Source organism: Streptomyces sp. NBC_01497 (assembly GCF_036250695.1).
Classification (GTDB): Bacteria; Actinomycetota; Actinomycetes; order Streptomycetales; family Streptomycetaceae; genus Streptomyces.
The window spans coordinates 1,366,269-1,389,059 of sequence record NZ_CP109427.1 but is presented as its reverse complement, the minus strand read 5'-3'; the positions used below and the strand labels follow the sequence as shown (position 1 = coordinate 1,389,059).

The window sequence follows — 22,791 nt, the reverse complement described above, 5'->3', positions numbered from 1 at the left end:
CCGGGATCGCGGCGGGGATCGAGAGAGGCCGACCGGTCTTCAAGGGGCCTGCCGGCGCCGGGCTGTATGCGGGGGTCGCCCGGTCGCGGCGGGGCGTTCCTCGCGGTGGTACGAGCGCGGTCGAGCGTTGCCGGAGCGTGTTGCCCTGCCACCTGCCACCTGCCACCTGCCACCTGCCACCTGCCACCTGCCACCTGCCGCCCGTGCCGTGGAAGCGACGCGGACTGAGGGGGTGACCGGGTCCGTTCCCTGAGCGGCCCCTCACCGCGCCGGCGGTCATCTGGAGCCATGCCCCGGCCTCGCCGCCTCCACACATTCGTAAGGCTGCCTGATAAGGTAGCCTTAGTATATGGATGACGATCTGGATCCGAGCGGTGTCGCCGCGGCTCTCCTGGCCAGCTTCAGCGTGCTGATACGCCGGGTGCGCCACGTGCCCATCGGGGGCGGGCTCACCATCCCCGAGAGGACGGCCCTGTCGACCCTGGACCGCTCGGGTCCCACCACTTCCTCGGCGCTGGCCAGGGAGGTGCAGATCACGGCGCAGGCGATGGGGGAGACGCTCGGTGCCCTGCGGGCCCGCGGCCTGGTCGAACGCCGGCAGGACCCGGATGACGGCCGGCGCGTGGTGCTGACGGTGACCGAGTCCGGCCTGCGTGCGCTGAGGGACAAGCGCAACGCGCGGACCGAGCTCATCGCCCAGGCCCTCACCAGCGGTGCGTTCACGTCGGCCGAGCTGGAGCAACTCCAGTCGGCGGCCGCGTTGCTGGAGCGCCTGGCGCAGAACATCTGATGCGCGCACGGAAGCAGCCGAAGCAGCCGAAGCAGCCGAAACAACCGAAACAACCGAAACAACCTGAGCAGGGGGAGACAGGCTGATGGCCGACTCTCCCCAGGCCCCTGTGGCCCGCCGGGCGGCCGGCGACCGGTACAAGTGGACGGCGCTGACGAACACGACCGCCGCGGTCTTCATGTCCGCGCTGGACGGCTCGATCGTGCTGATCGCCCTGCCGGCGATCTTCCGGGGCGTACATCTGGATCCGCTGGCCCCGGGCAACATCGCCTACCTCCTGTGGATGATCATGGGGTACCGGCTGGTCCAGGCCGTCCTGGTGGTCACCGTGGGGCGGTTCGGCGACATGTTCGGCCGGGTGCGGATCTACAACTCCGGCTTCGCGGTGTTCACCGTCGCTTCGATCCTGCTGTCCTTCGACCCGTTCGACGGCGGACACGGAGCGATGTGGCTGATCGCCTGGCGGGTGGTGCAGGCCGTCGGCGGCTCGATGCTCACCGCGAACTCGGCCGCGATCCTGACCGACGCCTTCCCCGAGGAGCAGCGCGGCTTCGCCCTGGGCATCAACCAGGTGGCCGGGCTGGGCGGGATGTTCATCGGCCTGGTCGCCGGCGGCCTGCTCGCGGCCTGGGACTGGCGGGCCGTGTTCTGGGTGAACGTGCCCGTCGGGGTCTTCTTCACACTGTGGGCCTACCGCACCCTGCGGGAGACGGGCCGGCGCGGCGGCGGCCGGATCGACTGGTGGGGCAACCTCAGCTTCGCGGTGGGCCTCAGCGTGGTCCTGGTCGCGGTCACCTTCGGCCTGCAGCCCTACGGCGGACACACCATGGGCTGGAGCAACCCGCTGGTCGACGGGCTGATCGCCGGCGGACTGGTCCTCCTGGCGGCGTTCGTCGTCATCGAGCGGCGCGTTCGCGCGCCGATGGTCCAGCTGAGCCTCTTCCGGCGGCGGGCCTTCACCTTCGGCAACCTGGCCGGCCTGGCCATCTCGATCGGCCGCGGCGGGATGCAGTTCGTACTGATCAATCTGGCTTCAGGGCATCTGGCTGCCCCTGCACGGCTACGACTACGGCGACGCGCCCCTGTGGGCAGGCATCTTCATGCTGCCGCTGACCGCCGGCTTCCTCGCCGCCGGCCCCGCGTCGGGGTACCTGTCCGACCGGATCGGCTCCCGGGGCCTGGCGACCGGCGGCGCGCTGCTGTTCGGTGCGAGCTTCCTGGGCCTGATGCTGCTTCCGGTCGACTTCAGCTACTGGATCTTCGCGGTGCTGATCGCCCTCAACGGGGTAGCCAGCGGCATGTTCGCCTCCCCCAACTCCGCGTCCATCATGGGCAGCGTGCCGAGTCACCTGCGCGGCGTCGCCTCGGGTATGCGGGCCACCTTCCAGAACTCGGGTACGGCCGTCTCCATCGGCGTGTTCTTCTCCCTGATGGTCGCCGGACTGGCCGCCACGCTGCCGCACACCCTCACCAGTGGCCTGCGGCAGCAGGGCGTCCCGGCGCACCTCGCCACCCAGGTCGGGGGCCTGCCCCCGGTCTCGTCGCTGTTCGCCGCCCAGCTCGGCGTCAACCCCGTCCAGCACCTCCTTGAGCCCAGTGGCACCCTGGCCCGCCTGACGGCGGCGCAGCAACAGACGCTGACCGGGCATGAGTTCTTTCCGCACCTGATCTCCGGCCCTTTCCACTCGGGCCTGGTGACCGTATTCGGCTTCGGCGCGGCCCTCGCCTTCCTCGCCGCGATCGCCTCCCTGCTGCGCGGCGGCGCTCCCGCCGCACGGCCCTCCGAGCCGCGGGCGGCAGCCACCGAAGCCGTCCCCGCCGCACGGCCCTCCGAGCCGCGGCCCTCAGCCAGCGAAGCCGCCCTCGCCCCCGCTCCGGCGGCAGGCGGCCGGCCCGGCCCGAAGCCGTCCGGGACCGTCCCCGCCTCAGACCCCCGCACCAGTCCCTCACCCACGGAAGAGATACGCACCATGGCACTGACAACGATTGACCCCGGGTCCGCGCTGGTCGTGATCGACCTGCAGAAGGGCATCGTCTCCGCCCGCGCCGACGACGCGGTCACCGCCGCCGTCAAGCAAGCAGCGCACCTGGCCGCCGAGTTCCGCCGGCACGGCCTGCCCGTCGTACTGGTCAACGTCACCGGACGCGCACCGGGACGCACCGAGTCCGGACGGTCGGCGGGCACCGCCGCACTGCCCGCCGACTGGGCCGACCTCATCGACGAGCTCGACGTGCGGCCGACCGACCACCTGATCACCAAACGACGGCGCAGCGCCTTCCACGACACCGGGCTCGACACCCTGCTGCGGGACCTGGGCGTCACCCAGATCGTGTTCGCCGGGATCTCGACCAGTGCGGGCGTCGAGTCGAGCGCACGCTCCGCCTCCGACTACGGCTACCACGTCGTCCTGGCCACCGACGCCATGTACGACCCCGACGCCGCCTCCCACCGCCACAGCGTCGAACGCGTCTTCCCCAAGATCGGCGAGACCGCCACCGCCGCCGAGGTCGTCGAGAAGGTCGAGGCCACCCGATGAGCGTGCTCGGCCGACTCCTGAAGAACCGCAGGGCAGGCGAGACCCACGCGGCCTGGAACCTGCCCCACCTCCATGCTCCCGAGCTCCTGACGCTCACCAGCCGGGACTTCGAGAAGGACGGCGCCCTGCCGCTGAAGAACTGCGCGAAGACCATGGGCGGCGACGACCTCTCGCCCCACCTGACCTGGACGCCGCCCCCACCCGGCACCGCCCAGCTCCTCCTGGTCGTCGAGGACATCGACGTCCCCATGTCGAAGCCCGCCGTGCACTGCCTCGCCCTGATCGACCCGGCGGCCGGCCACCTGGAGCCCGGGGCCCTGGCGGCGAAGCGACCCGGTCCCGGGGTGCGGGTGTTGCGGTCCACCATCGGACGCGGCTACCACGGCCCCGCTCCCATCAAGGGCCACGGGCCGCACCGGTACGTCTTCGAGCTGTTCGCCCTCGAAAGCCCCCTGGGCGGCGCGTCCGAGGCGACGGACCGGGCACGCCCTCGTGCTCTCCTGTCCGCCGCCACACCACCCGTGCTCGGCCGCGGCCGGCTGACCGGCGTCTACGAACGCTGACTCAGGCCCCGACCCGGCCGTTGGCACAGGCCCCGACCCGGGCCCGCCTGCGAAGGGAGGCCCCCGGCGAGCGTCGCGACACCGTCCGCCACGGCGGCGCGGGGCCGTCGCGGGTGCGGACCGGGGCGCGTGGCGGGCGCGCCCGTCGGTCGTCGCACCGTCCGCGGCGGGAGGTCCACGGCGGGTGGGGCCGCCCGGATGCAGGCCGACGCCCCGTCACCCGGCAAGGCGTACCCTTCGGCCCGTGACCAGCCTCGACCGACAGACCCTCGACGCGCTCGCGCGCAGCCGCTACGTCAGCCTCACCACGTACCGCAGGGACGGCGTGGGCGTCGACACGCCCGTGTGGCACGCGGTGGACGACGGCACGCTCTACATCTGGACCAACGCCGAGTCCTGGAAGGTCAGACGCGTCCGCAACGTCCCCCGCGCGGTCGTCACGGTGTGCACCGTGCGCGGCCGGATCGAGGAGGGGGCCGTGCACGCCGAGGGCGCGGCGCGGCTGGTCCCGGACGAGGCCGGCAAGGCACACATCCAGGGACTGCTGGCCGGCAAGTACGGCTGGCAGTTCCGGGTCAACGAACTGGGCGCGAGGCTCTCCCGCCGCCGCGCACGGCACCCGATGACCGGCATCGCCGTCGAGCTGTGACCGTGCCCGTGGCGGCGGGCGCGCCGCCGCTGCCGGTCGCCGGGGTGTCGCAGTCGCCGGGAGCCGCCCGCCGGGGCGTGGAGCGCCGTCGCACGGACGGCCGTCGTGGTGCTCGTTCGGGCGAAGGTGGTCTTGCCCCGGTTCGTGCCGGGGATTACGTTCGTCAGGTCCGCTGATCCGAAGGAGCAGCCCGTGACCGACCCCTCCGAGACCGCCGGGACCCGGCCCCGCGTCGTCCGTGCCGCACTCGTCCAGACGACCTGGACCGGCGACACCGAGTCCATGATCGCCAAGCACGAGGAGCACGCGCGGGAGGCGGCGCGGCAGGGCGCGCGGGTGATGGGCTTCCAGGAGGTCTTCAACGCCCCCTACTTCTGCCAGGTGCAGGAGCCCGAGCACTACCGCTGGGCCGAGCCGGTCCCGGACGGTCCCACGGTCACCCGGATGCGCGAACTGGCGCGGGAGACCGGCATGGTGCTGGTCGTGCCGGTCTTCGAGGTCGAGGGCGCGGGCTTCTACTACAACACGGCTGCCGTGATCGACGCGGACGGCTCGTACCTCGGGAAGTACCGCAAGCACCACATCCCGCAGGTCAAGGGGTTCTGGGAGAAGTACTACTTCAAGCCGGGCAACGCGGGATGGCCGGTGTTCGACACCGCGGTCGGCAAGGTCGGCGTCTACATCTGCTACGACCGGCACTTCCCCGAGGGGTGGCGCCAACTCGGCCTGAACGGGGCTGAGATCGTCTACAACCCCTCCGCCACCTCCCGCGGTCTGTCCGGGTACCTGTGGCAGCTGGAACAGCCCGCGGCGGCCGTCGCCAACGAGTACTTCGTCGCCGCGATCAACCGGGTCGGCCGTGAGGAGTACGGCGACAACGACTTCTACGGGACGAGCTACTTCGTCGACCCGCTCGGCCGGTTCGTCGGCGAGACGGCGAGCGACAAGGAGGAGGAACTCGTTGTACGCGACCTGGACCTCTCCCTGATCGACGAGGTGCGGCAGCAGTGGGCGTTCTACCGGGACCGCAGGCCCGACGCGTACGAGGGGCTGGTCACGCCGTGAACGACTCGCTGCACGAGCGGCACCGCGCGGTCATGCCCGACTGGCTCAGCCTCTACTACGCCGAGCCCCTGGAGATCACCCACGGCGAGGGCCGCCACGTCTGGGACGTGGACGGCAGGCGCTACCTCGACTTCTTCGGCGGCATCCTCACCACCATGACCGCGCACGCGCTGCCCGAGGTCACCAAGGCCGTCGCCGAGCAGGCCGCGCGGATCATCCACTCCTCGACGCTGTACCTCAACCGGCCGATGGTGGAGCTCGCGGAGCGGATCGCCGCCCTGTCCGGCATCCCCGACGCCCGGGTCTTCTTCACCACCTCGGGCACGGAGGCGAACGACACGGCGCTGCTCCTCGCCACCGCCTACCGCGGCTCGAACCAGATCCTCGCGATGCGCAACAGCTACCACGGCCGCTCCTTCTCGACGGTCTCCGTCACCGGCAACAGCGGCTGGTCGCCCACGAGTTATTCGCCGCTGCAGACGACGTACGTGCACGGTGCGGTGCGCGGCAGGGGCCCGTTCGCACACCTCGACGACGAGGCGTTCACCGCCGCGTGCACCGCCGACCTCAGGGACCTCCTCGGCCACGGCCGGGCGCCCGCCGCGCTGATCGCCGAACCGGTGCAGGGCGTCGGCGGCTTCACGATGCCGCCCGACGGGCTGTACGCGGCCTTCCGCGAGGTGCTCGCCGAGCGCGGGACCCTGTGGATCAGCGACGAGGTGCAGACCGGCTGGGGCCGCACCGGCGACCACTTCTGGGGGTGGCAGGCACACGCGTCGAGCGGGCCGCCGGACATCCTCACCTTCGCCAAGGGCATCGGCAACGGCATGTCCGTCGGCGGTGTCGTCGCCCGCGCCGACATCATGAACTGCGTCGACACCAACTCCATCTCGACCTTCGGCGGCAGCCCCGTCACCATGGCCGCGGGCCTCGCCAACCTGTCGTACCTGCTGGAGCACGACCTCCAGGGCAACGCCCGCCGGGTGGGCGGGCTGCTGCTGGAGCGGCTGCGCGCCACGGCGGCACGGACCGGGTTCGTACGGGAGGTACGCGGCCGGGGGCTGATGGCCGGCCTCGAAATCGTCCGGTCCGGCACGGACGAGGCGTCCCCGGAGCGCGCGGCGGCGGTGCAGGAGGCGGCCCGCGAAAGCGGCCTGCTCATCGGCAAGGGCGGCGGTCACGACACGAGCGTGCTGCGTATCGCCCCGCCGCTGACCCTGACGGTAGCCGAGGCGGAGGAGGGCGCGAAGATCATGGACCGCGCGCTGCGGAGCGCCTGACGCAGCCGGCGACGGGCCGTCCGTGTACCTCGGGCGGCCCCCCGGGGCGCGGCGCGCCGCGACGACCTGACGTGACCTAGGGAAGGCGAGTGCCATGACCACCCGAACCCTCATCCGCGGCGGTCTCGTCGTCACCGCCGCGGACGAGACCCACGCCGACGTCCTGATCGAGGACGGACGGGTCGTCGCTCTCGCCGCCCACGGCTCCGGGATCGCGGCGGGCTGGACGGCCGGCACCGTCATCGACGCCACCGACCGCTACGTCATCCCCGGCGGGGTCGACGCGCACACCCACATGGAGATGCCGTTCGGCGGCACGTACGCCTCCGACACCTTCGAGACGGGCACCCGCGCCGCGGCGTGGGGCGGCACCACGACCATCGTGGACTTCGCCATCCAGTCACGCGGGCAGTCGCTGCGCGCCGGGCTCGACGCGTGGTTCGCGAAGGCGGACGGCAAGTGCGCGATCGACTACGGCTTCCACATGATCCTCTCCGACGTCAACGACCAGTCGCTCAAGGAGATGGATTTGCTCGTCCAGGAGGGCGTGACCTCCTTCAAGCTCTTCATGGCCTACCCCGGCGTGTTCTACAGCGATGACGGCCGCATCCTGCGCGCCATGCAGCAGGCGTCGCGCGACGGCGGCCTCGTGATGATGCACGCGGAGAACGGCATCGCCATCGACGTCCTCGTCGAGCAGGCGCTGGCCGAGGGACGCACCGATCCCCGCACCCACGGCGAGGTGCGCAAGGCGCTGCTGGAGGCCGAGGCGACCCACCGGGCGATCCAGCTCGCGCGGGTGGCGGGCGCGCCGCTGTACATCGTGCACGTGTCGGCCGAGGAGGCGCTCGCGGAGATCGTGGCGGCCCGCGACAAGGGGCTGCCGGTCTTCGGCGAGACCTGCCCGCAGTACCTGTTCCTGTCGACCGACAACCTCGCGGAGCCGGACTTCGAAGGCGCCAAGTACGTCTGCTCCACGCCGCTGCGGCCCCGGGACCACCAGGAGGCGCTCTGGCGCGGGCTGCGCGCCGGCGACCTCCAGGTGGTCTCGACGGACCACTGCCCGTTCTGCTTCACCGGCCAGAAGGAACGGGGCCGGGACGACTTCTCGAAGATCCCCAACGGCATGCCGGGCGTCGAGAACCGCATGGACCTCCTGCACCAGGCCGTCGTGGAGGGGCACATCAGCCGCCGCCGCTGGATCGAGCTGGCCTGCGCGGCACCGGCGCGGATGTTCGGCCTGTACCCGAAGAAGGGCACGATCGCCCCGGGCGGCGACGCCGACATCGTCGTCTACGACCCGCACGCCGAACAGATCATGTCCGCCGGGACGCACCACATGAACGTCGACTACTCGGCGTACGAGGGCAAGCGTGTGACGGGACGGGTGGAGACCGTCCTTTCCCGGGGCGTTCCCGTGATCGACGACCGCCGTTACGTGGGGCACGCGGGCCATGGGGCGTACCTGCCGCGGGGGATCTCCCAGTACGCGAACTGAACGGCGGGGACGACCCGTACGATGCCTCCGCCCTGCCCGGTCAGCTCTCCGATCGGTCGGGCAGGCCGGCGGCGGCACGGAGCCGGGCGAACTCGCTCGCCAGCGCGGCCGGCGGATAGTGCGCGTTGAGCCCGCTCGGATTGGGCAGCACCCACACGCGCGTGGCGCCCAGGGCGGGCGCCGGTCCGATCGTGGCCCCGGGTGCGGCGAACGCCGCGCGGTAGCCGGTGACACCCAGCAGGGCGAGCCAGCGGGGGCGCAGCGCCGACGCCCTGCGCCGGAGGTCCTCGCCGCCCTCTTCGAGTTCGCGGCGCGTGAGGTCGGCCGCCCGCGCCGTCGGCCGCCGGACGATGCTGGTGATGCCCAGGCCGAGAGGCAGCAGTTCCTCCTCCTCTTCGGCTCTGAAGCGGTGCGCGGTGAAGCCCGCCCGGTGAAGGGCCGGCCAGAACCGGTTGCCCGGCGTCGCGAAATTGTGGCCCAGGACGGCGGAGGGGAGCCCGGGATTGATGCCGACGAACAGCACGGAGAGATCGTCGGCGACGATGTCGGTGAGCTGCGGTCCACCCCGCCCGGCGGGGTCGCCGGGCTGGGGCGGCGGCGGTTTCCGCGACGGTCGCGCACCGGTCATGGCGGTGGCCCGCCCCCCTTCGTACGTCGGTACGCGTCCGGCGTGCGTTTCCCGCGCGCGAAGGCACCGGTGCTGATCCTGTCGTCCTGACCTGCTCCGCCCACGGTACGAGACGAGGGCTGTCCACGCCCGCAGGGGTGGTGCGCGGCCGTGCGGGCGGCCCGCGCCGGTACGGGCGGCCCGCGCCGCCGGCAGGGGCCGCACAGCCCGGGGCGGAGAGCGCTTCGGGCTGTGCTGGTGGCCGGTGCCCTGCCCGTACCGGACCGGCGGCCGGTGGACGCTCGCCGCGCGAGCGCCCTCACCAGTCGAGCGCGACCGGCAGGAAGGATGTGTCCTCCGGTGCCGCCTTGCGGGCCTGAAGGACGGTGGCGGCCGGCGTCCCGACCGGTATGCGCAGCGGGGGCTCCGGCTGCTCGACCGTGTCGGCGACAGCGGCGGCGACGTCCTCAGGAGTGACGAACGCGCCGCGCAGGGAGGGAAGTTGGTCGAAGAGCGGGCCGTAGGGATCGTCCTGCTTGCGGAACGTTCTGGCTTGCTCGGCGCCGCCGGAGGAGACGGCGCCCGGCTGGATGACGCTCACCTTGACGCCGAAGTGCCCCGCCTCGATGGCCAGCGTCTCGGCCAGCGCCTCCAGCGCCCACTTGCTCGCGCCGTAGGGGCCGATGACCGGCAGGACCAGCCGGCCCTGGATGCTGGAGACGAAGACCAGGCGGCCCGCGCCCCGTTCGCGCATGGCGGGCAGTACCGCCTGGGTCACCCGCAGGGGGCCGAAGGTGTTGAGCTGGAAGAGGGCCTCCAGTTCGGCCAGCGGGATGTTCTCCAGTGGCGAGCGGACCGTCCCGCCCGCGTTGCTGACGAGTACGTCGACCTCCCCGGCCTCGCGCAGGGCCGCGTCGACGCTGTCCTGGTCGGTCACGTCGAGGCGCAGGCGCTGGTCGACGGGGAGGTCGTCGAGCGTTTCCGGGCGGCGGGCGGTGGCGATGACCCGGTGGCCGCGGCCGGCGAGTTCGATCGCGATGGCCCGGCCGATACCCCGGGAGGCGCCGGTGATGAGCACGGAGGACATGCGGGTCTCCTGTCTGGTGCCCGGGCGGTGCCGGGTGAGCGGCGCCGCCCGGGCACCCCGCTTCGTCAGGGGCGGGCGAGGGCGGTTCCCACTCCCGGGGCGGCCTCGCCGTCCGGGAGAGCAGGCGCCCTCCCCTGCGGTCGGCACGGCGACCGGGCCCCTCGGAAACCGATCGGTTTCCAGTGTCAACGTAGCACTCGCCGCATCCGGCACGAAACCGATCGGTTTTTACGAAGGGCGCGTCGGGACGACCCGGACGGGCCGACGCGTGTGCGGGCGCCGGACCCCCGGCGTACTGACCCCCGGCGTACGGGCCGTGCGGCGTCAGGGGATGCCGGAACCCACCGCGGACGCCGTGACCCACCGCGGCGGACGCGAATCGCCGCCCCGGACGGGGGAGGCCGCTCCGGTGGCGGCCCGGCGCCGCCCGCCGCTCGGGCGGGGCGCCCCGTGCGGGTCGCTCAGGACGGGGTCGAGCCGGCCGTCCGGCGTGGGGACGGGGAGCCGACCGAGGTGCCCGGGCCCCCGGGCAGGGCCTCGCGGACCCTCGCCGCCGCCAGATTCCTGGCAGCCTTGGCGGGCCCCACGTCCCCGGTGATCCCGCTCGTCGCGAGCGCACCGTCGAACAGGACGGCCAACTCCCGGGAGAGCCCGATCGGATCGCGGGCGTCCGCGGTGCGCAGCTGCTGCTCGATCCAGCCGCGCATGCGTTCCTTGTGGGCCTTGATGATCTCGCGCGCCGGATGCGCGGGCCCGGGGATCTCGGCGGCGAAGTTGATGAACGGGCACCCCCGGAAGCCGTCCTGCCCGGCCCGGCGCTCCGCTCCGGCGAACAGTGCGTCCAGTCGCGCGACGGGGTCCGCGCCGGCGGTCTCGGCCTGGCCCACGAAGCCCGCGTAGACCTGCATGTCGAGACCGCGCAGGACCAGCTCCAGCAGGTGGTCCTTGCTGTCGAAGCGTTCGTACAGCGTGCGCTTCGAGATCCCGGCGGCGGTGCTGATCCGCTGGACGCCCGTGGCTGTGATCCCCTCGCGATGGAAGAGGTCCTGCGCCACTTTCAGGATCCGCCGGCTCTCTTCTTCCGTATCCATGACAGCCGAGGATACCGATCGGTTCGCCGAAACGCGGTACGAGAACGGGACCGGGGCGGTGCGCCGTGGGGTGGTCCGGTTCTCGCCGCGGCTCGGCTCCCGGCGCGGATGTGCGCATGCTCGCCTTCGAGGCCGGGGCGCCGAGGCGCCGGGGTGGCGGTGGGCGGTGCTCGGTGCCGGGCGGCACCACGGCGTCCGTCCCCCGCAGCACGGATGCGAACGGTACCGACGGGCGGGCGGACGCCGCCGGCTCATCAGTAAAGTGGGATAATTCATGTCAATCAGGGCTATCGGCGCGTGAGGGAGGGAAGGCGTGCGCGAGAACGAGGACGGCGCCGTGACGCGGGCAGCGGCGGCACGGCTCGATCTCTTGCTGGACCGTGCAACGCGCGACGCCGGCGCCCACATAGGGGTCACGTATCTCCTGGTGCCGAAGCGGCAGGTGCTGCAGATGACGGCGGTGACGGGCGCACCCGGGAGGCTGGCCTGGCCCTGGGCGCGGCTCGCGGTGGCGGCGCCCGCGCCGGTGCCCGAGGCGGTCCGCTCCGGGAGCCCCGTATACCTCGCCGACCAGCAGGAACTCGCCCGCCGTTTTCCCCGCGTCGCTCTCGCCTTTCCATACTCCGTCGCGATGTACGTCGTTCCCTTGATGGCCGCCGGAGAGTGCTGGGGCGCCCTGATCCTGCTGTGGCCGGGCAGCCGTCCGGAGCTGCCCGGCGCCGAGCGGGAGTCGATCAGTGCGAACGCCGACCGGATGGCCGAGGTGCTGCGGAACGCATCGGCACGCGGGCGGCCGGTGCGCCCGAGGGAAGAGCCACTGCTCATGGAGCCGCCGGCCTCTCCCGCCGACCCCGCGGCCGCCCTCGCGGAGCGCTTCACGGACGGCTTGCTCGCCCTCGACCTGCGTGGCCGGATGACCTTTCTCACCGAACGGGCCGCACGGCTGCTGGGCCGGGACCGCGCCGACCTGCTGAACGCCGAGCCCTGGGACGTCCTGCCGTGGCTCAACGACCCGGTCTACGAGAACGCCTTCGTCGCCGCGGTCTTCAGCCGCCGCCCCACCGGGTTCGCCGCCCGCAGGCCGGACGGCGCGTGGCTGTCGTTCCTGCTCTACCCGGATGCCACCGGCATCAGCGTGCGGGTGCGGACCAGGGACAGCTCGGACGGCGAGGAGGAAGCGGAACCGGCCGAGGAGACCCTCCCCACCGGGCCCGCCCGTGCGGGCACCCTCTTCCACCTGCTGCACCTGGCCTCCGCACTCACCGAGGCGACGGGCGTCAGCGAGGTGGCCGAATCCCTCATGGAGCAGATGCGGCCCGTTCTCGCCGCCGAGGGGCTGGCCCTGCTGTTCTCCGACGAGGGCAGGCTGCGGGTGGTGGGGTCGCGGGGTTTTCCACCGGAGATGCGGGGGTACTTCAACAGCCTTCCGATGGCGGACCGCACCGAAGGCATACGGACCATGGAGACCGGCGTCCCGGGCTTCCACCCCACCAACGCCGAGCTGGTACGCGCCTACCCGCAGCACCGGCCCTACCGGGAGATGGGCGCGTTCGCCTTCCTGCCGCTTACGGTATCCGGCAGCACCTTCGGGTCCCTGGTGCTGGGATACGACAAGCCGCGCCCCTTCACCCCGGACGAACGCGCGGAACTCACCTCGCTGGCCGGGATGATCGCGCAGGCACTGGACCGCGCCCGGCTCTACGACGCCAACGTGCGCGCGGCCCGCGGCCTCCAGGACGGGCTGCTGCCGCGCCATCTGCCCCGGGTGGCCGGCCTCGACGTGGCCGCGCGCTACCTTCCCGCGACGCACACGCTGGAGGTGGGCGGCGATTTCTACGACGTGATCGATTTCGGCGAGGACGGGGCGGCGGCGGTGATCGGCGACGTCCAGGGGCACAGCGTCCAGGCCGCGGCCCTGATGGGCCAGATCCGCACCGCCGTGCACAGCAACGCGCGGACGGGCGCGCCGCCCGAAGAGGTCCTCGCCCGCACCAACCAGCTGCTGCTGGAGCTCAACACCCCCTGTTCTGTAGCTGCCTCTACGCCCACGTGGACGTCGCCGGGCATCGCATCCTGCTGGCCTGTGCCGGACACCCGCCGCCGGTCCTGCGCCATGCCTCGCGCCGCACCGAAGTGCTGGACCTCCCCCCCGGGCTGCTTCTCGGTGTTCAGGAGGACGCGCGCTTCGAGACCGTCGAGGTGGACCTGCGGCCCGGCGGGCTGCTCGCCCTCTACACGGACGGCCTCGTGGAGCGGCCCGGCGTCGACGTGGGCCTCTCCATCGACCGGCTGGCCGAGCAGCTCGCCGAGGCGCCCAACGAGCCGCTGGACGTGCTCGCCGACATGATCGTCGAACGTGCGGAACGGACCGCTGTCCCGGAGAGCGCGGACGACATCGCGCTGCTGCTGATGCAGTGCGGCACGGCAGGCACGGCTCCCTGAACGACCCGCGGCTGCCCTGAACGACCCCGCGCGTACGACGCCGACGGTCCGCCGGAGCGGGCCCGCCGGGCGCGGCGGCCGAGTCCGAAAGCAGCACAGGGGCCCTGATACCGGCTCGCCCCCGGCCCGTGGCAGTCAGGCCCCACCCACCACCCCGGGCCTCCGCGCCCGCCGTCCGTCGGCCCGATCCCCTTCTCTCGACTCCGCGTACCGGCCGAGCGCGTAACGCCGCTCGCCGCCGCACTTCCCTGCCCAGTGATCCATCCCACCGTGACCGCGGGGTTGGGGGGCCTCATCCGGGCCACACGGGTTCTGCCCGCCGCCGTGATCCCGCGGCACGTGCGCGAAGGCCGCACTCGCGCGCGAAGGCGGTGTGCCGGGCGTCGTGAACGGAGGAGCGGTGGGGGTCGGTCCGTGGATCAGGTGGGAGGCGGCCGCCGTCGGCCGGACGGCACGCCACGCCCTGGCGCGTCCGGGACCCGAGCGGGACTCGATGGTGCAGGCGCTGAAGGCAGCCGCCGCCGCGGTGCTCGCCTGGGCGCTGGTGGGCTGGTGGTTCAAGGCCCCGCTCGCCCTGCTGGCGCCCTGGACGGCGCTGGCGCTGGTGGACGGGACGGTCTACCGCTCCGTACGTTCGGGGCTGCAGCAGTTCGCCGTGATGGTGGTGGGGGCGATGGCCGCCTCCGTCGCGATGGCGGTCACCGGAGGCAGCACCCTCGGTGCGATGGCGCTGGCCCTGCCCTTCCTCGTCCTGGTCGGCACGTACCGCCGCCTCGGACGGCAGGGCATCTACGGGGCGACGACGGCCCTCTTCGTGATCACCTACGGCACGTACGCACTGCCCGCGCTCGGCTACCGCCTGGCGGAGACGGCCGTCGGGGCCGTGATCGGCATCGGCGTGAACGCGTTCGTCCTGCCCCCGGTGCACCTGCGCAACGTGCGCGACCAGACGCGGCGGCTCGCCCGCGGGAGCGCCGAACTGCTCGCTCTGATGGCCGAGGACCTTAAGGAGCGGGGGCCGGACTACGACGATGGACAGGCCCGGGACCGGCTGCGCCGCCTGGAGAGCCTGGTCGGGGCCGTGAGCGAGGCGCGGCAGTGGACCGCGGAGAGCCTGCGCGTCAACCCCGTTCTGCGGCTGCGCCGTCGGCCCGGTCCCGAGCCGCCGCCCCTTGAGGAGGATGCCCGCTGGCGCGCGGTCGTGGGTCACCTCGCGGCCGTCGTACGCATCCTGTCGAACGCGACGGGGGAGCAACTCGCCCTCGCCGTCCTGCCTTCGGGCTTCCTGGAGCGTTACGCGGCCCTCGCGGGGCGCGTCTCGCAGGTGTGCGCGGCGTGGGCCGACGCCCCGCGGGAAGCGGGCGGCGACCCCAGGGAGGCCGAGTCGGCGCGGGAGGCCTGGTCCGTCCTGGAGTCGCTGGCGGACGACCTGCCGCGGCAGCCGGCCCCGGCGGCGGCGGTCTGCGGCGGCCTGCTGACGGAGACCCGGCAACTGCTGTCGCTGCTGGACGGGCGGGGGAGCGGCGGGGCGGACGTCCGGGAGCTGCCGGTTGCCGGCGGGTAGACGGCCGCCGCGACCGGGATGCGGGCGGCTGGGGCAGGTACGGAGGTGGCGGTGCCTCAGCCGGACGACGTCAGCCGTCATGGAAGGGCGTCCCCGGGGTACGGGAACAAGATCCTGACCGCAACAAGGGAGGCGGAGCCATGGCGCAGAACGACGACTTCTATACACATGACCGTCCGAACCACCCGACTCTCCCCGAGGACCGGCCGCGGGGAGGGGCCGCTCGGTCGCCCAAGGGCGGAAAGACGTGGGGCGCGGTGGCCATCGTGGTGGTGGTCGTCGCCCTCGTCGTCGTGGGCATCGCACTCTTTCCCTGACGGACGCCGTCGGAGGTCCCCTCTGACGGACGCCGTCGGAGGTCCCCCTGACGGACGGCGTCCGTCAGCCCCTCTGAGGGATGCTGTCGGCCCACCGCTGAGCCGGAGCGGGGACCCGGGCGCTGTCCGGCGCTCCGGGTGGCGGTGACGCGTGGCGCGTGACCGGGAGCAGCCGGACCGCCGGCCGGCACCCACGGCGTTTCGACCTGAGGTGGAGCCGCACGGCGTGGGCGGCTCCGGGCGCCCGGCCGGGAAATCCTGCCCTGAGCGGCCTCCGAGTTGCAGGGCCGCGAGCGCGCTGTGCAAGGTGGAGAGGCGGAGATCGGCCGTCGCACGTGGCACGCCGCTCCGGCCGAGCCTCCTGGCCGGTCCGCTCGTGCCGGCGGCCGACCGCCCGGACCCGTCGCGGCGGGACCTTCGTGACGTGTCCCCGGCCCACCCGGCGCGCCGGGGACGCGGGCCCGGTACGAACGGGTCGGCGGAGGTGGCGGCGCGTGCGGGACGGGGAGTTGTCCGACGCTGCCGAGCTGAGGAAGCACAGTCATGGGGACGACGGGAGACATCAGGACCGCTACGGCGTGGCCGCGGTTGCGCGTCGCTGAATGGGCCGAGACCCGCGAAACGCTGCACATGTGGACCCAGATCGTCGGCAAGGTCCGGCTGGCCCACGCTCCCCTGCTCAACCATTGGTGGCAGGTCGTCCTGTATGTCACACCGCGTGGACTGACCACCTCCGCCATTCCTCACGGCACGGGTGCCCTCGACATCGAATTCGACTTCGTCGACCAGGAGCTCCGGCTGCGCACCAGCGACGGCGGTCTCCGCCACTTCGCCCTTCAGTCCATGCCGGTGGCCGACTTCTACGGCAGTATTCTGCGGGCACTGGAGGAACTGGGCGTACCCACCACCCTGCAGGGCCATCCGAACGAGGTCGAGCCGGCGGTCCCGTTCGCGGCGGACTACGAGCACCACACGTACGACCCGCGAGCCGCGCGGCTGTTCTGGGGCCAACTCCTCCAGGCGAACCGGGTCCTGGGGGAGTTCCGCGGATCCTTCGCGGGCAAGGCCAGCCCGGTCCACTTCTTCTGGGGCGGCATGGACCTGGCGTGCACCCGCTTCTCGGGGCGCCGCGCCCCCCAGCACCCCGGGGGAGCGCCTAACTGCGGTGACTGGGTCATGTGGGAGGGCTACTCGCACGAGTTGAGCAGTTGCGGGTTCTGGCCGGGCGGCGGGGACGAAGGGGCCTTCTACTCGTACGCCTATCCCGAGCCTGACGGCTTCGCCCGGAGTCCGGTCGAGCCCGCGGAGGCCTTCTACAGCCGGGAGAACGGGCAGTTCCTGCTGCCGTACGAAGCGGTGCGTAGCGCCGAGGACCCCGACCGCGCGCTGACGCGTTTCCTGCGGAGCACGTATGTGGCAGCAGCGGAGAAGGCCGGATGGGACAGGGCCGCGCTGGAGACCGATCCGGAGCGCTGGGCCGACCGATGAGCCGCGGCTGCTCCGGACATGACGGGCACCGACGCCCGGGGACACCAGCCGCCCGCGACTCGTTCCCGGCCGGGAACACCTCGCGGCGCCCGCACACGAAGGGAAGGAACGCCCCATGACCTCCCGTGACGACTGGCCGACGCCCGCCGAGGGGCTGGTGCTGACCCACTTCCTGACCGTGCGGGACGTCGCGGTCTCGCGGCGCTTCTACGCGGACGTCTTCGGCGGTCAGGTGGTGCTGGAGGAGAACCCCTGCATCGTGCGGATCGCGAACGGCTGGATCATCATGAACCCGGGCGGGGGCCCCACCCCCGACAAACCCGATGTCGTCCTCACCGCACCCGAACCCGGCGACCCCGTCTCCTCGTTCCTCAACGTGCGGGTGGCCGACATCTGGGCCTTCTACGAGCAGGCGTCCGCGAAGGGCGCGCGCTTCCTCACCGAGCCCCTCGACCGCAAGGCCGAACTCCGCTGCTACGTCAAGGATCCGGACGGCTACCTGGTGGAGGTCGGGCAGGCCACCGGCATGCTGGAAGGGATCTTCGCGGATCGGGACGGCCCGCCGGGAGCGTGAGCCGGGGGAGCGCCGCAGGACCGCGGCGCCGAGAGCCGGGGCCCCGCCGACGGGTCAGGTGCGCAGCCGCCGGCGTCCGCCGTGTTCGTACGCGAGCTTCCACGGACCGGGACGCGCGGGCGGCCCCGCCCCGGGGCCGAGCCGTCGTACGATCCGTCGGTGATCCTGCGGCGACGCACTCAACGCCCGCCGCACTGACCGGATTTCGGCAGATGCAGCCAGGTCCCGGAGCCGCACCGGGTTCCTCGGATCTCCCCGCCGCTCCAGGACCCTGACGTCGCGCGGGGACCACGACGGCCGCGGGATCCGCCGGACAGGGCAACTAAGCGGCGCCCGTACAGGCCGGGCACAGGCCCCGGTAGGTGACCTCGGCCGCGGTGACGGTGAAGCCGAAGCGCTCGGCGGCGGGCAGGTCGCCGAGGGGGGAGCCTGTCGGGTGGACGTCGCGGATGGTGCCGCAGCCGGAGCAGACGAGGTGCTGGTGCGGGCGGCGGGCGTTGGGGTCGTAGCGCTTGGCGCGGCCGTTGGTGGAGACCTCCATGACCTCGCCGAGGGAGACCATCTCGCCCAGGGTGTTGTAGACCGTCGCCCGGGATATCTCGGGCAGCAGCCGCGCGGCGTGGACGTGCACCTCGTCGGCGGTGAGGTGCACGTGGTCGCCGTCGAGGACCTGCGCGACGACGCGCCGCTGCGCTGTCATGCGCCATCCCCGTCCGCGCAGCCGGTCGATCAGGTCGCTCATCTGGGCCCACCTCCTCGGATGGTGCGGGTCTGCGCCCGGACGGCCTTCCCGGCCGGTCACGAGACCCGTACTTCTTGACTTGGACTGGGTCCATCGTAGGATCGGTTCCGGCACCAGCCAAGGAACGGGACGGCCGGGACAGCAGTTGACGAGGGGATGGGACCACCGCGGGCGGGGCGGCCGCGGCAGGTACGCCCTCTCGTGTCCGCCGCCCCACAGGCCCCACCCGTCACGGCCGCTCCGGCATGCCCCCGGTCCCTGCCGTCGGGGACGCCCCCGGCGGGGTGCCACCGTCCGCACGTCCCCCAAGTACCGGATCCGCCCCGGTCCGGAAGGATTTACATGACTGAGAACCACGACGCCATAGTCACCGATCCGAAAACCGAGGAGGCGGGGGGCTGCCCGGTCGTGCACACCGCCCGCGCCCCGCACCCGACCCAGGGCGGTGGCAACCGGCAGTGGTGGCCCGAGCGGCTCAACCTGAAGATCCTCGCCAAGAACCAGCCCGTGACGAACCCGCTCGGCGAGGACTTCGACTACGCCGGGGCGTTCGCGACGCTCGATCTCCCGGCCGTGAAGCACGAGATAGCGGAGGTCCTGAGCACCTCGCAGGACTGGTGGCCGGCCGACTTCGGGCACTACGGGCCGCTCATCGTCCGCATGGCGTGGCACAGCGCGGGCACCTACCGCATCAGTGACGGCCGCGGCGGCGCGGGCGCGGGGCAGCAGCGGTTCGCTCCGCTCAACAGCTGGCCGGACAACGTCAACCTCGACAAGGCGCGCCGTCTGCTGTGGCCCGTGAAGAGGAAGTACGGCCAGAGCCTGTCCTGGGCCGACCTGCTGATTCTCGCGGGCAACGTGGCCCTGGAGTCGATGGGGTTCGAGACCTTCGGCTTCGCCGGCGGCCGCGTGGACGTCTGGGAGCCCGAGGACGACGTGTACTGGGGCCCGGAGACCACGTGGCTCGGCGACGAGCGCTACACGGGCGACCGCCGGCTGGAAGAGCCGCTCGGCGCCGTGCAGATGGGCCTCATCTACGTCAATCCCGAAGGCCCGAACGGCGACCCGGACCCGCTCGCCTCCGCGCGTGACATCCGTGAGACGTTCCGCCGCATGGCGATGAACGACGAGGAGACGGTGGCGCTCATCGCGGGCGGTCACACCTTCGGCAAGACCCACGGGGCCGGCCCCGCCGACCACGTGGGCGACGACCCGGAGGCGGCCGGCCTGGAGGAGCAGGGCCTCGGCTGGCGCAACACCTTCGGCACCGGTGCGGGCGCCGACGCGATCACCTCGGGCCTTGAGGTGACGTGGACCAGCACCCCGACGCGGTGGAGCAACGACTTCTTCGACAACCTCTTCGGCTACGAGTGGGAGCTGACGCGCAGCCCGGCCGGCGCCCACCAGTGGACGCCGACGGACGGCGCGGGCCAGGGCACCGTCCCGGACGCCCACGACGCCTCGAAGAAGATCGCCCCGTCGATGCTGACGACCGACCTGGCGCTGCGCTTCGACCCGGTCTACGAGCAGATCTCCCGCCGCTTCCACGAGAACCCGGCGGAGTTCGCGGACGCCTTCGCCCGCGCCTGGTACAAGCTGACCCACCGCGACCTCGGCCCCAAGTCGCTCTACCTGGGCCCGGAAGTGCCGGCGGAGACGCTGCTGTGGCAGGACCCGCTGCCCGAGGCCGAGGGCGAGCCGCTCACCGCCGAGGATGTCGCGACACTCAAGGAGAAGCTGCTGGGCTCGGGCCTGGGCGTGGCGGACCTGGTCTTCACCGCGTGGGCGTCGGCCTCGACCTTCCGGGGCAGCGACAAGCGCGGCGGCGCCAACGGCGCCCGCATCCGCCTGGAGCCGCAGCGCGACTGGGAGGCCAACGACCCCCAGCGTCTGGCCTCGGTGCTGGGCGTCCTGGAAGGCGTCAAGGCGGAGTTCGACACGGGCGCCAGGACGGTCTCGCTGGCCGACTTGATCGTGCTCGGCGGCACCGCGGCGGTCGAGAAGGCCGCCCGTGACGCGGGGCAGGCCGTCGAGGTCGCCTTCACGCCGGGCCGCGTCGACGCGACGGAGGAGCACACCGACGCGGAGTCGTTCGCCGCGCTGGAGCCGGCTGCCGACGGTTTCCGCAACCACCTCGGCAAGGGCAGCCGCCTGCCCGCCGAGTACCTGCTCGTGGACCGCGCCAACCTGCTGACGCTGAGCGCCCCCGAGATGACCGTCCTCGTCGGCGGCCTTCGGGTGCTGGGCGCGAACACGGGCCAGTCCGCTGCGGGTGTCCTCACCGCCACCCCGGGTGTGCTGACGAACGACTTCTTCGTCAACCTGCTGGGCCTCGACACGACCTGGCGTCCGGCCGCGGGCGAGGGCAACGGCTACGAGGCCGTCGACGCCTCGGGCGAGGTCGTGTGGACCGGCACCCGCGCCGACCTCGTCTTCGGCTCCAACTCCGAACTCCGCGCGCTCGCCGAGGTGTACGCGAGCGACGACGCGAAGGAGAAGTTCGTCCGCGACTTCGCCGCCGCCTGGAGCAAGGTGATGGACCTGGACCGCTACGACGTCGCCTGATCCCCGCGGCCGTCGTACCCGGCCCGTCGCCCCGCCACCACGGCGGGGCGACGGGCCGGCGGTGTGTCCGGGGCGGTGCGGCGTCGCGCGACCGGGTGTTCCGGCCGCGCTCCCGCCGCCTCGCCCGCCCACGCGTTGGGCGCCGCCCGTTCCTGGGCGCCGTGAGCCCATCCGTGGGCTGCCGTCGGTACCGCAGTCCCGGAGGCTTCACCGGCGGGCGATGCCGTACGGGCGGACAGTGGTGGCGTGCCTCGGCGGTGGCGGAGCGCCCCTCGGTGGCGGAGCGCCCATCGGTCCGCACCGCGTCGGGGCGAGGGCCCGGCGCGCGGCCGAACCGCGGTCGGGGGCGGGCCCGGAGCGGTGCTGTGATGCCCCGTGCGGTGCCGGTCCATGCATCAGTTCTGCTGAACGCTGCCAGTAGAAGGCGGTCCCTGGTGCGCCGCCGCAGGTGCTCGTAGCGTCGTCGTACGGCAGCCCCACAGCGTGGCCCGACGGCCCAGCACGGTCTCCCGCCTGCGGCGATCGGAAGCGTCCGCGGCCCGCTGAGAACCCGGAACGGAGAATTCCTCGATGATTCTGACCGCGGCACTCATGCACGGCCTGGGCATGCACACGGGCGCCTGGATGGCGCGGGACGGGAAGGCGTCCGACTACCTGTCGTCCGCGATGTACAAGGACATCGCCCGCACCGCGGAGGCGGGCAAGCTGCACGCGGTCTTCCTCGCGGAGCAGATGACGAACCAGGAGGTCGGCACCGAACGGCCGTGCGGCGCCCTGGACACGGCGACCGTGCTCGCGCTGATGGCCGGGGTGACGGACCGGATCGGCCTGGTCGGGACCGCCTCGACCACGTACAACCAGCCGTACGACCTGGCCCGCCGGTTCGCGACGCTCGACCACCTCACCGGCGGACGCGTCGGCTGGAACTCCATCGCCACCCAGAACCCGACCGTCGTCGAGCAGTACGGCGGCGGCGAGAGCCTCGACCACGAACAGCGCTACGCCCGCGCCGACGAGTTCATCGACGTCGTGCTGCGGCTGTGGGACAGCTGGCAGGACGGCGCGCTGGTGGGAGACAAGGAGAACGGCGTCTTCGCCAGGGACGACCTCGTGCGCGAGATCAACCACACCGGCACGTACTTCTCCGTGCGCGGCCCGCTGCCCTTCCCCCGTACGCCCCAGGGCCGGCCCGTCATCTTCCAGGCCGGCTCCTCGCCGCGCGGCCGGGACCAGGCGGCCAAGTACGCGGACGTCGTCTTCACCGCACAGCACGTGCTGCAGGACGCGGTGGACTTCCGCACCGACATGCGGGAGCGGGCCGCCGCGTACGGCCGCGACCCCGACTCCATCAAGATCCTCCCCGGGATCTCGCTGGTACTCGGCCGGACCCAGGCCGAGGCGCAGAAGCGCAAGGACCACCTCGACGAGGTCTTCGGTACGGGGCCCAACCTGCGCAAGCTCGCCAAGCGGGTCGGCCTGCCGGTGGACGTGCTCGAACTCGACAAGAAGTTCCCCGCTCATCTGCTGGGCCCCGACGAGGAGTTCAAGGGATCCATCGGATTCCGCCGCAGCATCGTCAACCTCGCCGTCACCGAGGACCTGACCGTACGTGAGCTGATCGCGCAGTACGGGGGCGGCCACCACCAGGTCGTCGGCACGGCGGAACAGGTCGCCGACGACATGGCGGAGCGCCTCGCGGCGGGAGCGGCCGACGGCTTCACGCTCATGATCGACATGCTGCCCTCCGGGCTGCACGACGTGGTCGACCTGCTCGTGCCGGAACTCCGGGAACGCGGCCTGTTCCACGAGGACTACGAGCACGACACGCTGCGCGCGACGCTGGGCATCGGCCCGGCGGGCCCCGTACCCGGGACCTCCCCGGCCGCCACACCGGCGGCGTGAGCCGGCAGTTCCACTCGACGGACGACGAGG

At 72.6% G+C, this 22,791-nt stretch carries 17 protein-coding genes and 3 pseudogenes; 16 read left to right on the top strand and 4 right to left on the bottom strand.

Translation table 11 applies throughout. The features are described from left to right. Positions 1-349 precede the first annotated feature (349 nt). The 9 genes and pseudogenes from OG310_RS05985 to hydA all read left to right on the top strand — a co-directional run bounded on the left by OG310_RS05985 (position 350) and on the right by hydA (position 8,382). On the top strand, positions 350-790 hold the full coding sequence (locus OG310_RS05985) for a MarR family winged helix-turn-helix transcriptional regulator (RefSeq protein ID WP_329454826.1): 441 nt from the start codon (positions 350-352) through the stop codon (positions 788-790). A gap of 85 nt (positions 791-875) precedes the next feature. After that, positions 876-1,727, top strand: a pseudogene (locus tag OG310_RS38505) (MFS transporter); the annotation flags it as partial. A 163-nt stretch (positions 1,728-1,890) separates the two neighbouring features. Continuing rightward, positions 1,891-2,175: pseudogene (locus tag OG310_RS38500) on the top strand (MFS transporter); the annotation flags it as partial. Positions 2,176-2,760: 585 nt separating this feature from the next. Next, a complete protein-coding gene (locus tag OG310_RS05975; RefSeq protein ID WP_329460040.1) occupies positions 2,761-3,327 on the top strand; it encodes an isochorismatase family protein in 567 nt (188 codons plus the stop codon). Then, positions 3,324-3,890: a YbhB/YbcL family Raf kinase inhibitor-like protein gene (locus tag OG310_RS05970; RefSeq protein ID WP_329454825.1), complete on the top strand. Its 567-nt coding sequence runs from the start codon at positions 3,324-3,326 to the stop codon at positions 3,888-3,890. Before OG310_RS05975 ends, OG310_RS05970 begins: the two co-directional genes overlap by 4 nt. A 244-nt stretch (positions 3,891-4,134) precedes the next feature. Beyond that, a complete protein-coding gene (locus tag OG310_RS05965; protein WP_329454824.1) occupies positions 4,135-4,539 on the top strand; it encodes a PPOX class F420-dependent oxidoreductase in 405 nt (134 codons plus the stop codon). Between the two features lie 192 nt (positions 4,540-4,731). Next, positions 4,732-5,604 carry a nitrilase-related carbon-nitrogen hydrolase gene (locus tag OG310_RS05960; protein WP_329454823.1) on the top strand — a complete coding sequence of 291 codons (873 nt, stop codon included), beginning with the start codon at positions 4,732-4,734 and terminating at the stop codon, positions 5,602-5,604. 32 nt (positions 5,605-5,636) lie between these two features. After that, positions 5,637-6,884 carry an aspartate aminotransferase family protein gene (locus OG310_RS05955; protein WP_329460039.1) on the top strand — a complete coding sequence of 416 codons (1,248 nt, stop codon included), beginning with the start codon at positions 5,637-5,639 and terminating at the stop codon, positions 6,882-6,884. 94 nt (positions 6,885-6,978) lie between these two features. Beyond that, on the top strand, positions 6,979-8,382 hold the full coding sequence (hydA, locus tag OG310_RS05950; protein WP_329454822.1) for a dihydropyrimidinase: 1,404 nt from the start codon (positions 6,979-6,981) through the stop codon (positions 8,380-8,382). Positions 8,383-8,422: 40 nt separating this feature from the next. Here the strand turns inward: hydA and mug are convergent, their stop codons facing one another. From mug to OG310_RS05935, 3 genes are all read right to left on the bottom strand, one after another. Next, positions 8,423-9,010, bottom strand: coding sequence for a G/U mismatch-specific DNA glycosylase (gene mug / locus OG310_RS05945; protein WP_329454821.1), 588 nt, complete (start codon positions 9,008-9,010; stop codon positions 8,423-8,425). Positions 9,011-9,308: 298 nt separating this feature from the next. Further along, positions 9,309-10,076, bottom strand: a complete 768-nt coding sequence (locus OG310_RS05940) for an SDR family oxidoreductase (protein WP_329454820.1) — start codon at positions 10,074-10,076, stop codon at positions 9,309-9,311. 461 nt (positions 10,077-10,537) lie between these two features. Beyond that, positions 10,538-11,167: a TetR/AcrR family transcriptional regulator gene (locus OG310_RS05935; protein WP_329454819.1), complete on the bottom strand. Its 630-nt coding sequence runs from the start codon at positions 11,165-11,167 to the stop codon at positions 10,538-10,540. A gap of 313 nt (positions 11,168-11,480) precedes the next feature. On the opposite strand from OG310_RS05935, the pseudogene OG310_RS05930 reads away from it, so the two are divergent. The 5 genes and pseudogenes from OG310_RS05930 to OG310_RS05905 all read left to right on the top strand — a co-directional run bounded on the left by OG310_RS05930 (position 11,481) and on the right by OG310_RS05905 (position 17,552). Next, positions 11,481-13,609 (top strand): annotated as a pseudogene (locus OG310_RS05930) (SpoIIE family protein phosphatase). 400 nt (positions 13,610-14,009) lie between these two features. Next, positions 14,010-15,173, top strand: coding sequence for an FUSC family protein (locus OG310_RS05920; RefSeq protein WP_329454817.1), 1,164 nt, complete (start codon positions 14,010-14,012; stop codon positions 15,171-15,173). Between the two features lie 140 nt (positions 15,174-15,313). Further along, positions 15,314-15,490 (top strand): hypothetical protein, encoded by a 177-nt coding sequence (locus OG310_RS05915; RefSeq protein ID WP_329454816.1) that lies wholly within the window; start codon positions 15,314-15,316, stop codon positions 15,488-15,490. 543 nt (positions 15,491-16,033) lie between these two features. Further along, a complete protein-coding gene (locus OG310_RS05910; RefSeq protein ID WP_329454815.1) occupies positions 16,034-16,978 on the top strand; it encodes a DUF5996 family protein in 945 nt (314 codons plus the stop codon). 115 nt (positions 16,979-17,093) lie between these two features. After that, entirely contained in the window at positions 17,094-17,552 is a 459-nt protein-coding gene (locus OG310_RS05905) for a VOC family protein (RefSeq protein WP_329454814.1), read from the top strand. A 322-nt stretch (positions 17,553-17,874) separates the two neighbouring features. On the opposite strand, the gene OG310_RS05900 is transcribed toward OG310_RS05905, so the two are convergent. Next, a complete protein-coding gene (locus tag OG310_RS05900) occupies positions 17,875-18,294 on the bottom strand; it encodes a Fur family transcriptional regulator (RefSeq protein ID WP_329454813.1) in 420 nt (139 codons plus the stop codon). A 342-nt stretch (positions 18,295-18,636) separates the two neighbouring features. Between OG310_RS05900 and katG the strand changes: the two genes are divergently transcribed. After that, the gene (gene katG / locus OG310_RS05895) at positions 18,637-20,859 is read left to right on the top strand and encodes a catalase/peroxidase HPI (protein ID WP_329454812.1); all 2,223 of its coding nucleotides are present in this window, start codon (positions 18,637-18,639) and stop codon (positions 20,857-20,859) included. 570 nt (positions 20,860-21,429) lie between these two features. Then, the gene (locus tag OG310_RS05890) at positions 21,430-22,761 is read left to right on the top strand and encodes an NtaA/DmoA family FMN-dependent monooxygenase (protein WP_329454811.1); all 1,332 of its coding nucleotides are present in this window, start codon (positions 21,430-21,432) and stop codon (positions 22,759-22,761) included. Positions 22,762-22,791: the final 30 nt, after the last annotated feature.

What these genes read in the sequence shown, in the direction of transcription:
- OG310_RS05985 (WP_329454826.1), top strand. Translation starts at nt 350, where the DNA reads ATGGATGACGATCTGGATCCGAGCGGTGTCGCCGCGGCTCTCCTGGCC.
- OG310_RS05975 (WP_329460040.1), top strand. Translation starts at nt 2,761, where the DNA reads ATGGCACTGACAACGATTGACCCCGGGTCCGCGCTGGTCGTGATCGAC.
- OG310_RS05970 (WP_329454825.1), top strand. Translation starts at nt 3,324, where the DNA reads ATGAGCGTGCTCGGCCGACTCCTGAAGAACCGCAGGGCAGGCGAGACC.
- OG310_RS05955 (WP_329460039.1), top strand. Translation starts at nt 5,637, where the DNA reads ATGCCCGACTGGCTCAGCCTCTACTACGCCGAGCCCCTGGAGATCACC.
- hydA (WP_329454822.1), top strand. Translation starts at nt 6,979, where the DNA reads ATGACCACCCGAACCCTCATCCGCGGCGGTCTCGTCGTCACCGCCGCG.
- mug (WP_329454821.1), bottom strand. Translation starts at nt 9,010, where the DNA reads ATGACCGGTGCGCGACCGTCGCGGAAACCGCCGCCGCCCCAGCCCGGC.
- OG310_RS05940 (WP_329454820.1), bottom strand. Translation starts at nt 10,076, where the DNA reads ATGTCCTCCGTGCTCATCACCGGCGCCTCCCGGGGTATCGGCCGGGCC.
- OG310_RS05935 (WP_329454819.1), bottom strand. Translation starts at nt 11,167, where the DNA reads ATGGATACGGAAGAAGAGAGCCGGCGGATCCTGAAAGTGGCGCAGGAC.
- OG310_RS05915 (WP_329454816.1), top strand. Translation starts at nt 15,314, where the DNA reads ATGGCGCAGAACGACGACTTCTATACACATGACCGTCCGAACCACCCG.
- OG310_RS05910 (WP_329454815.1), top strand. Translation starts at nt 16,034, where the DNA reads ATGGGGACGACGGGAGACATCAGGACCGCTACGGCGTGGCCGCGGTTG.
- OG310_RS05905 (WP_329454814.1), top strand. Translation starts at nt 17,094, where the DNA reads ATGACCTCCCGTGACGACTGGCCGACGCCCGCCGAGGGGCTGGTGCTG.
- OG310_RS05900 (WP_329454813.1), bottom strand. Translation starts at nt 18,294, where the DNA reads ATGAGCGACCTGATCGACCGGCTGCGCGGACGGGGATGGCGCATGACA.
- katG (WP_329454812.1), top strand. Translation starts at nt 18,637, where the DNA reads ATGACTGAGAACCACGACGCCATAGTCACCGATCCGAAAACCGAGGAG.
- OG310_RS05890 (WP_329454811.1), top strand. Translation starts at nt 21,430, where the DNA reads ATGATTCTGACCGCGGCACTCATGCACGGCCTGGGCATGCACACGGGC.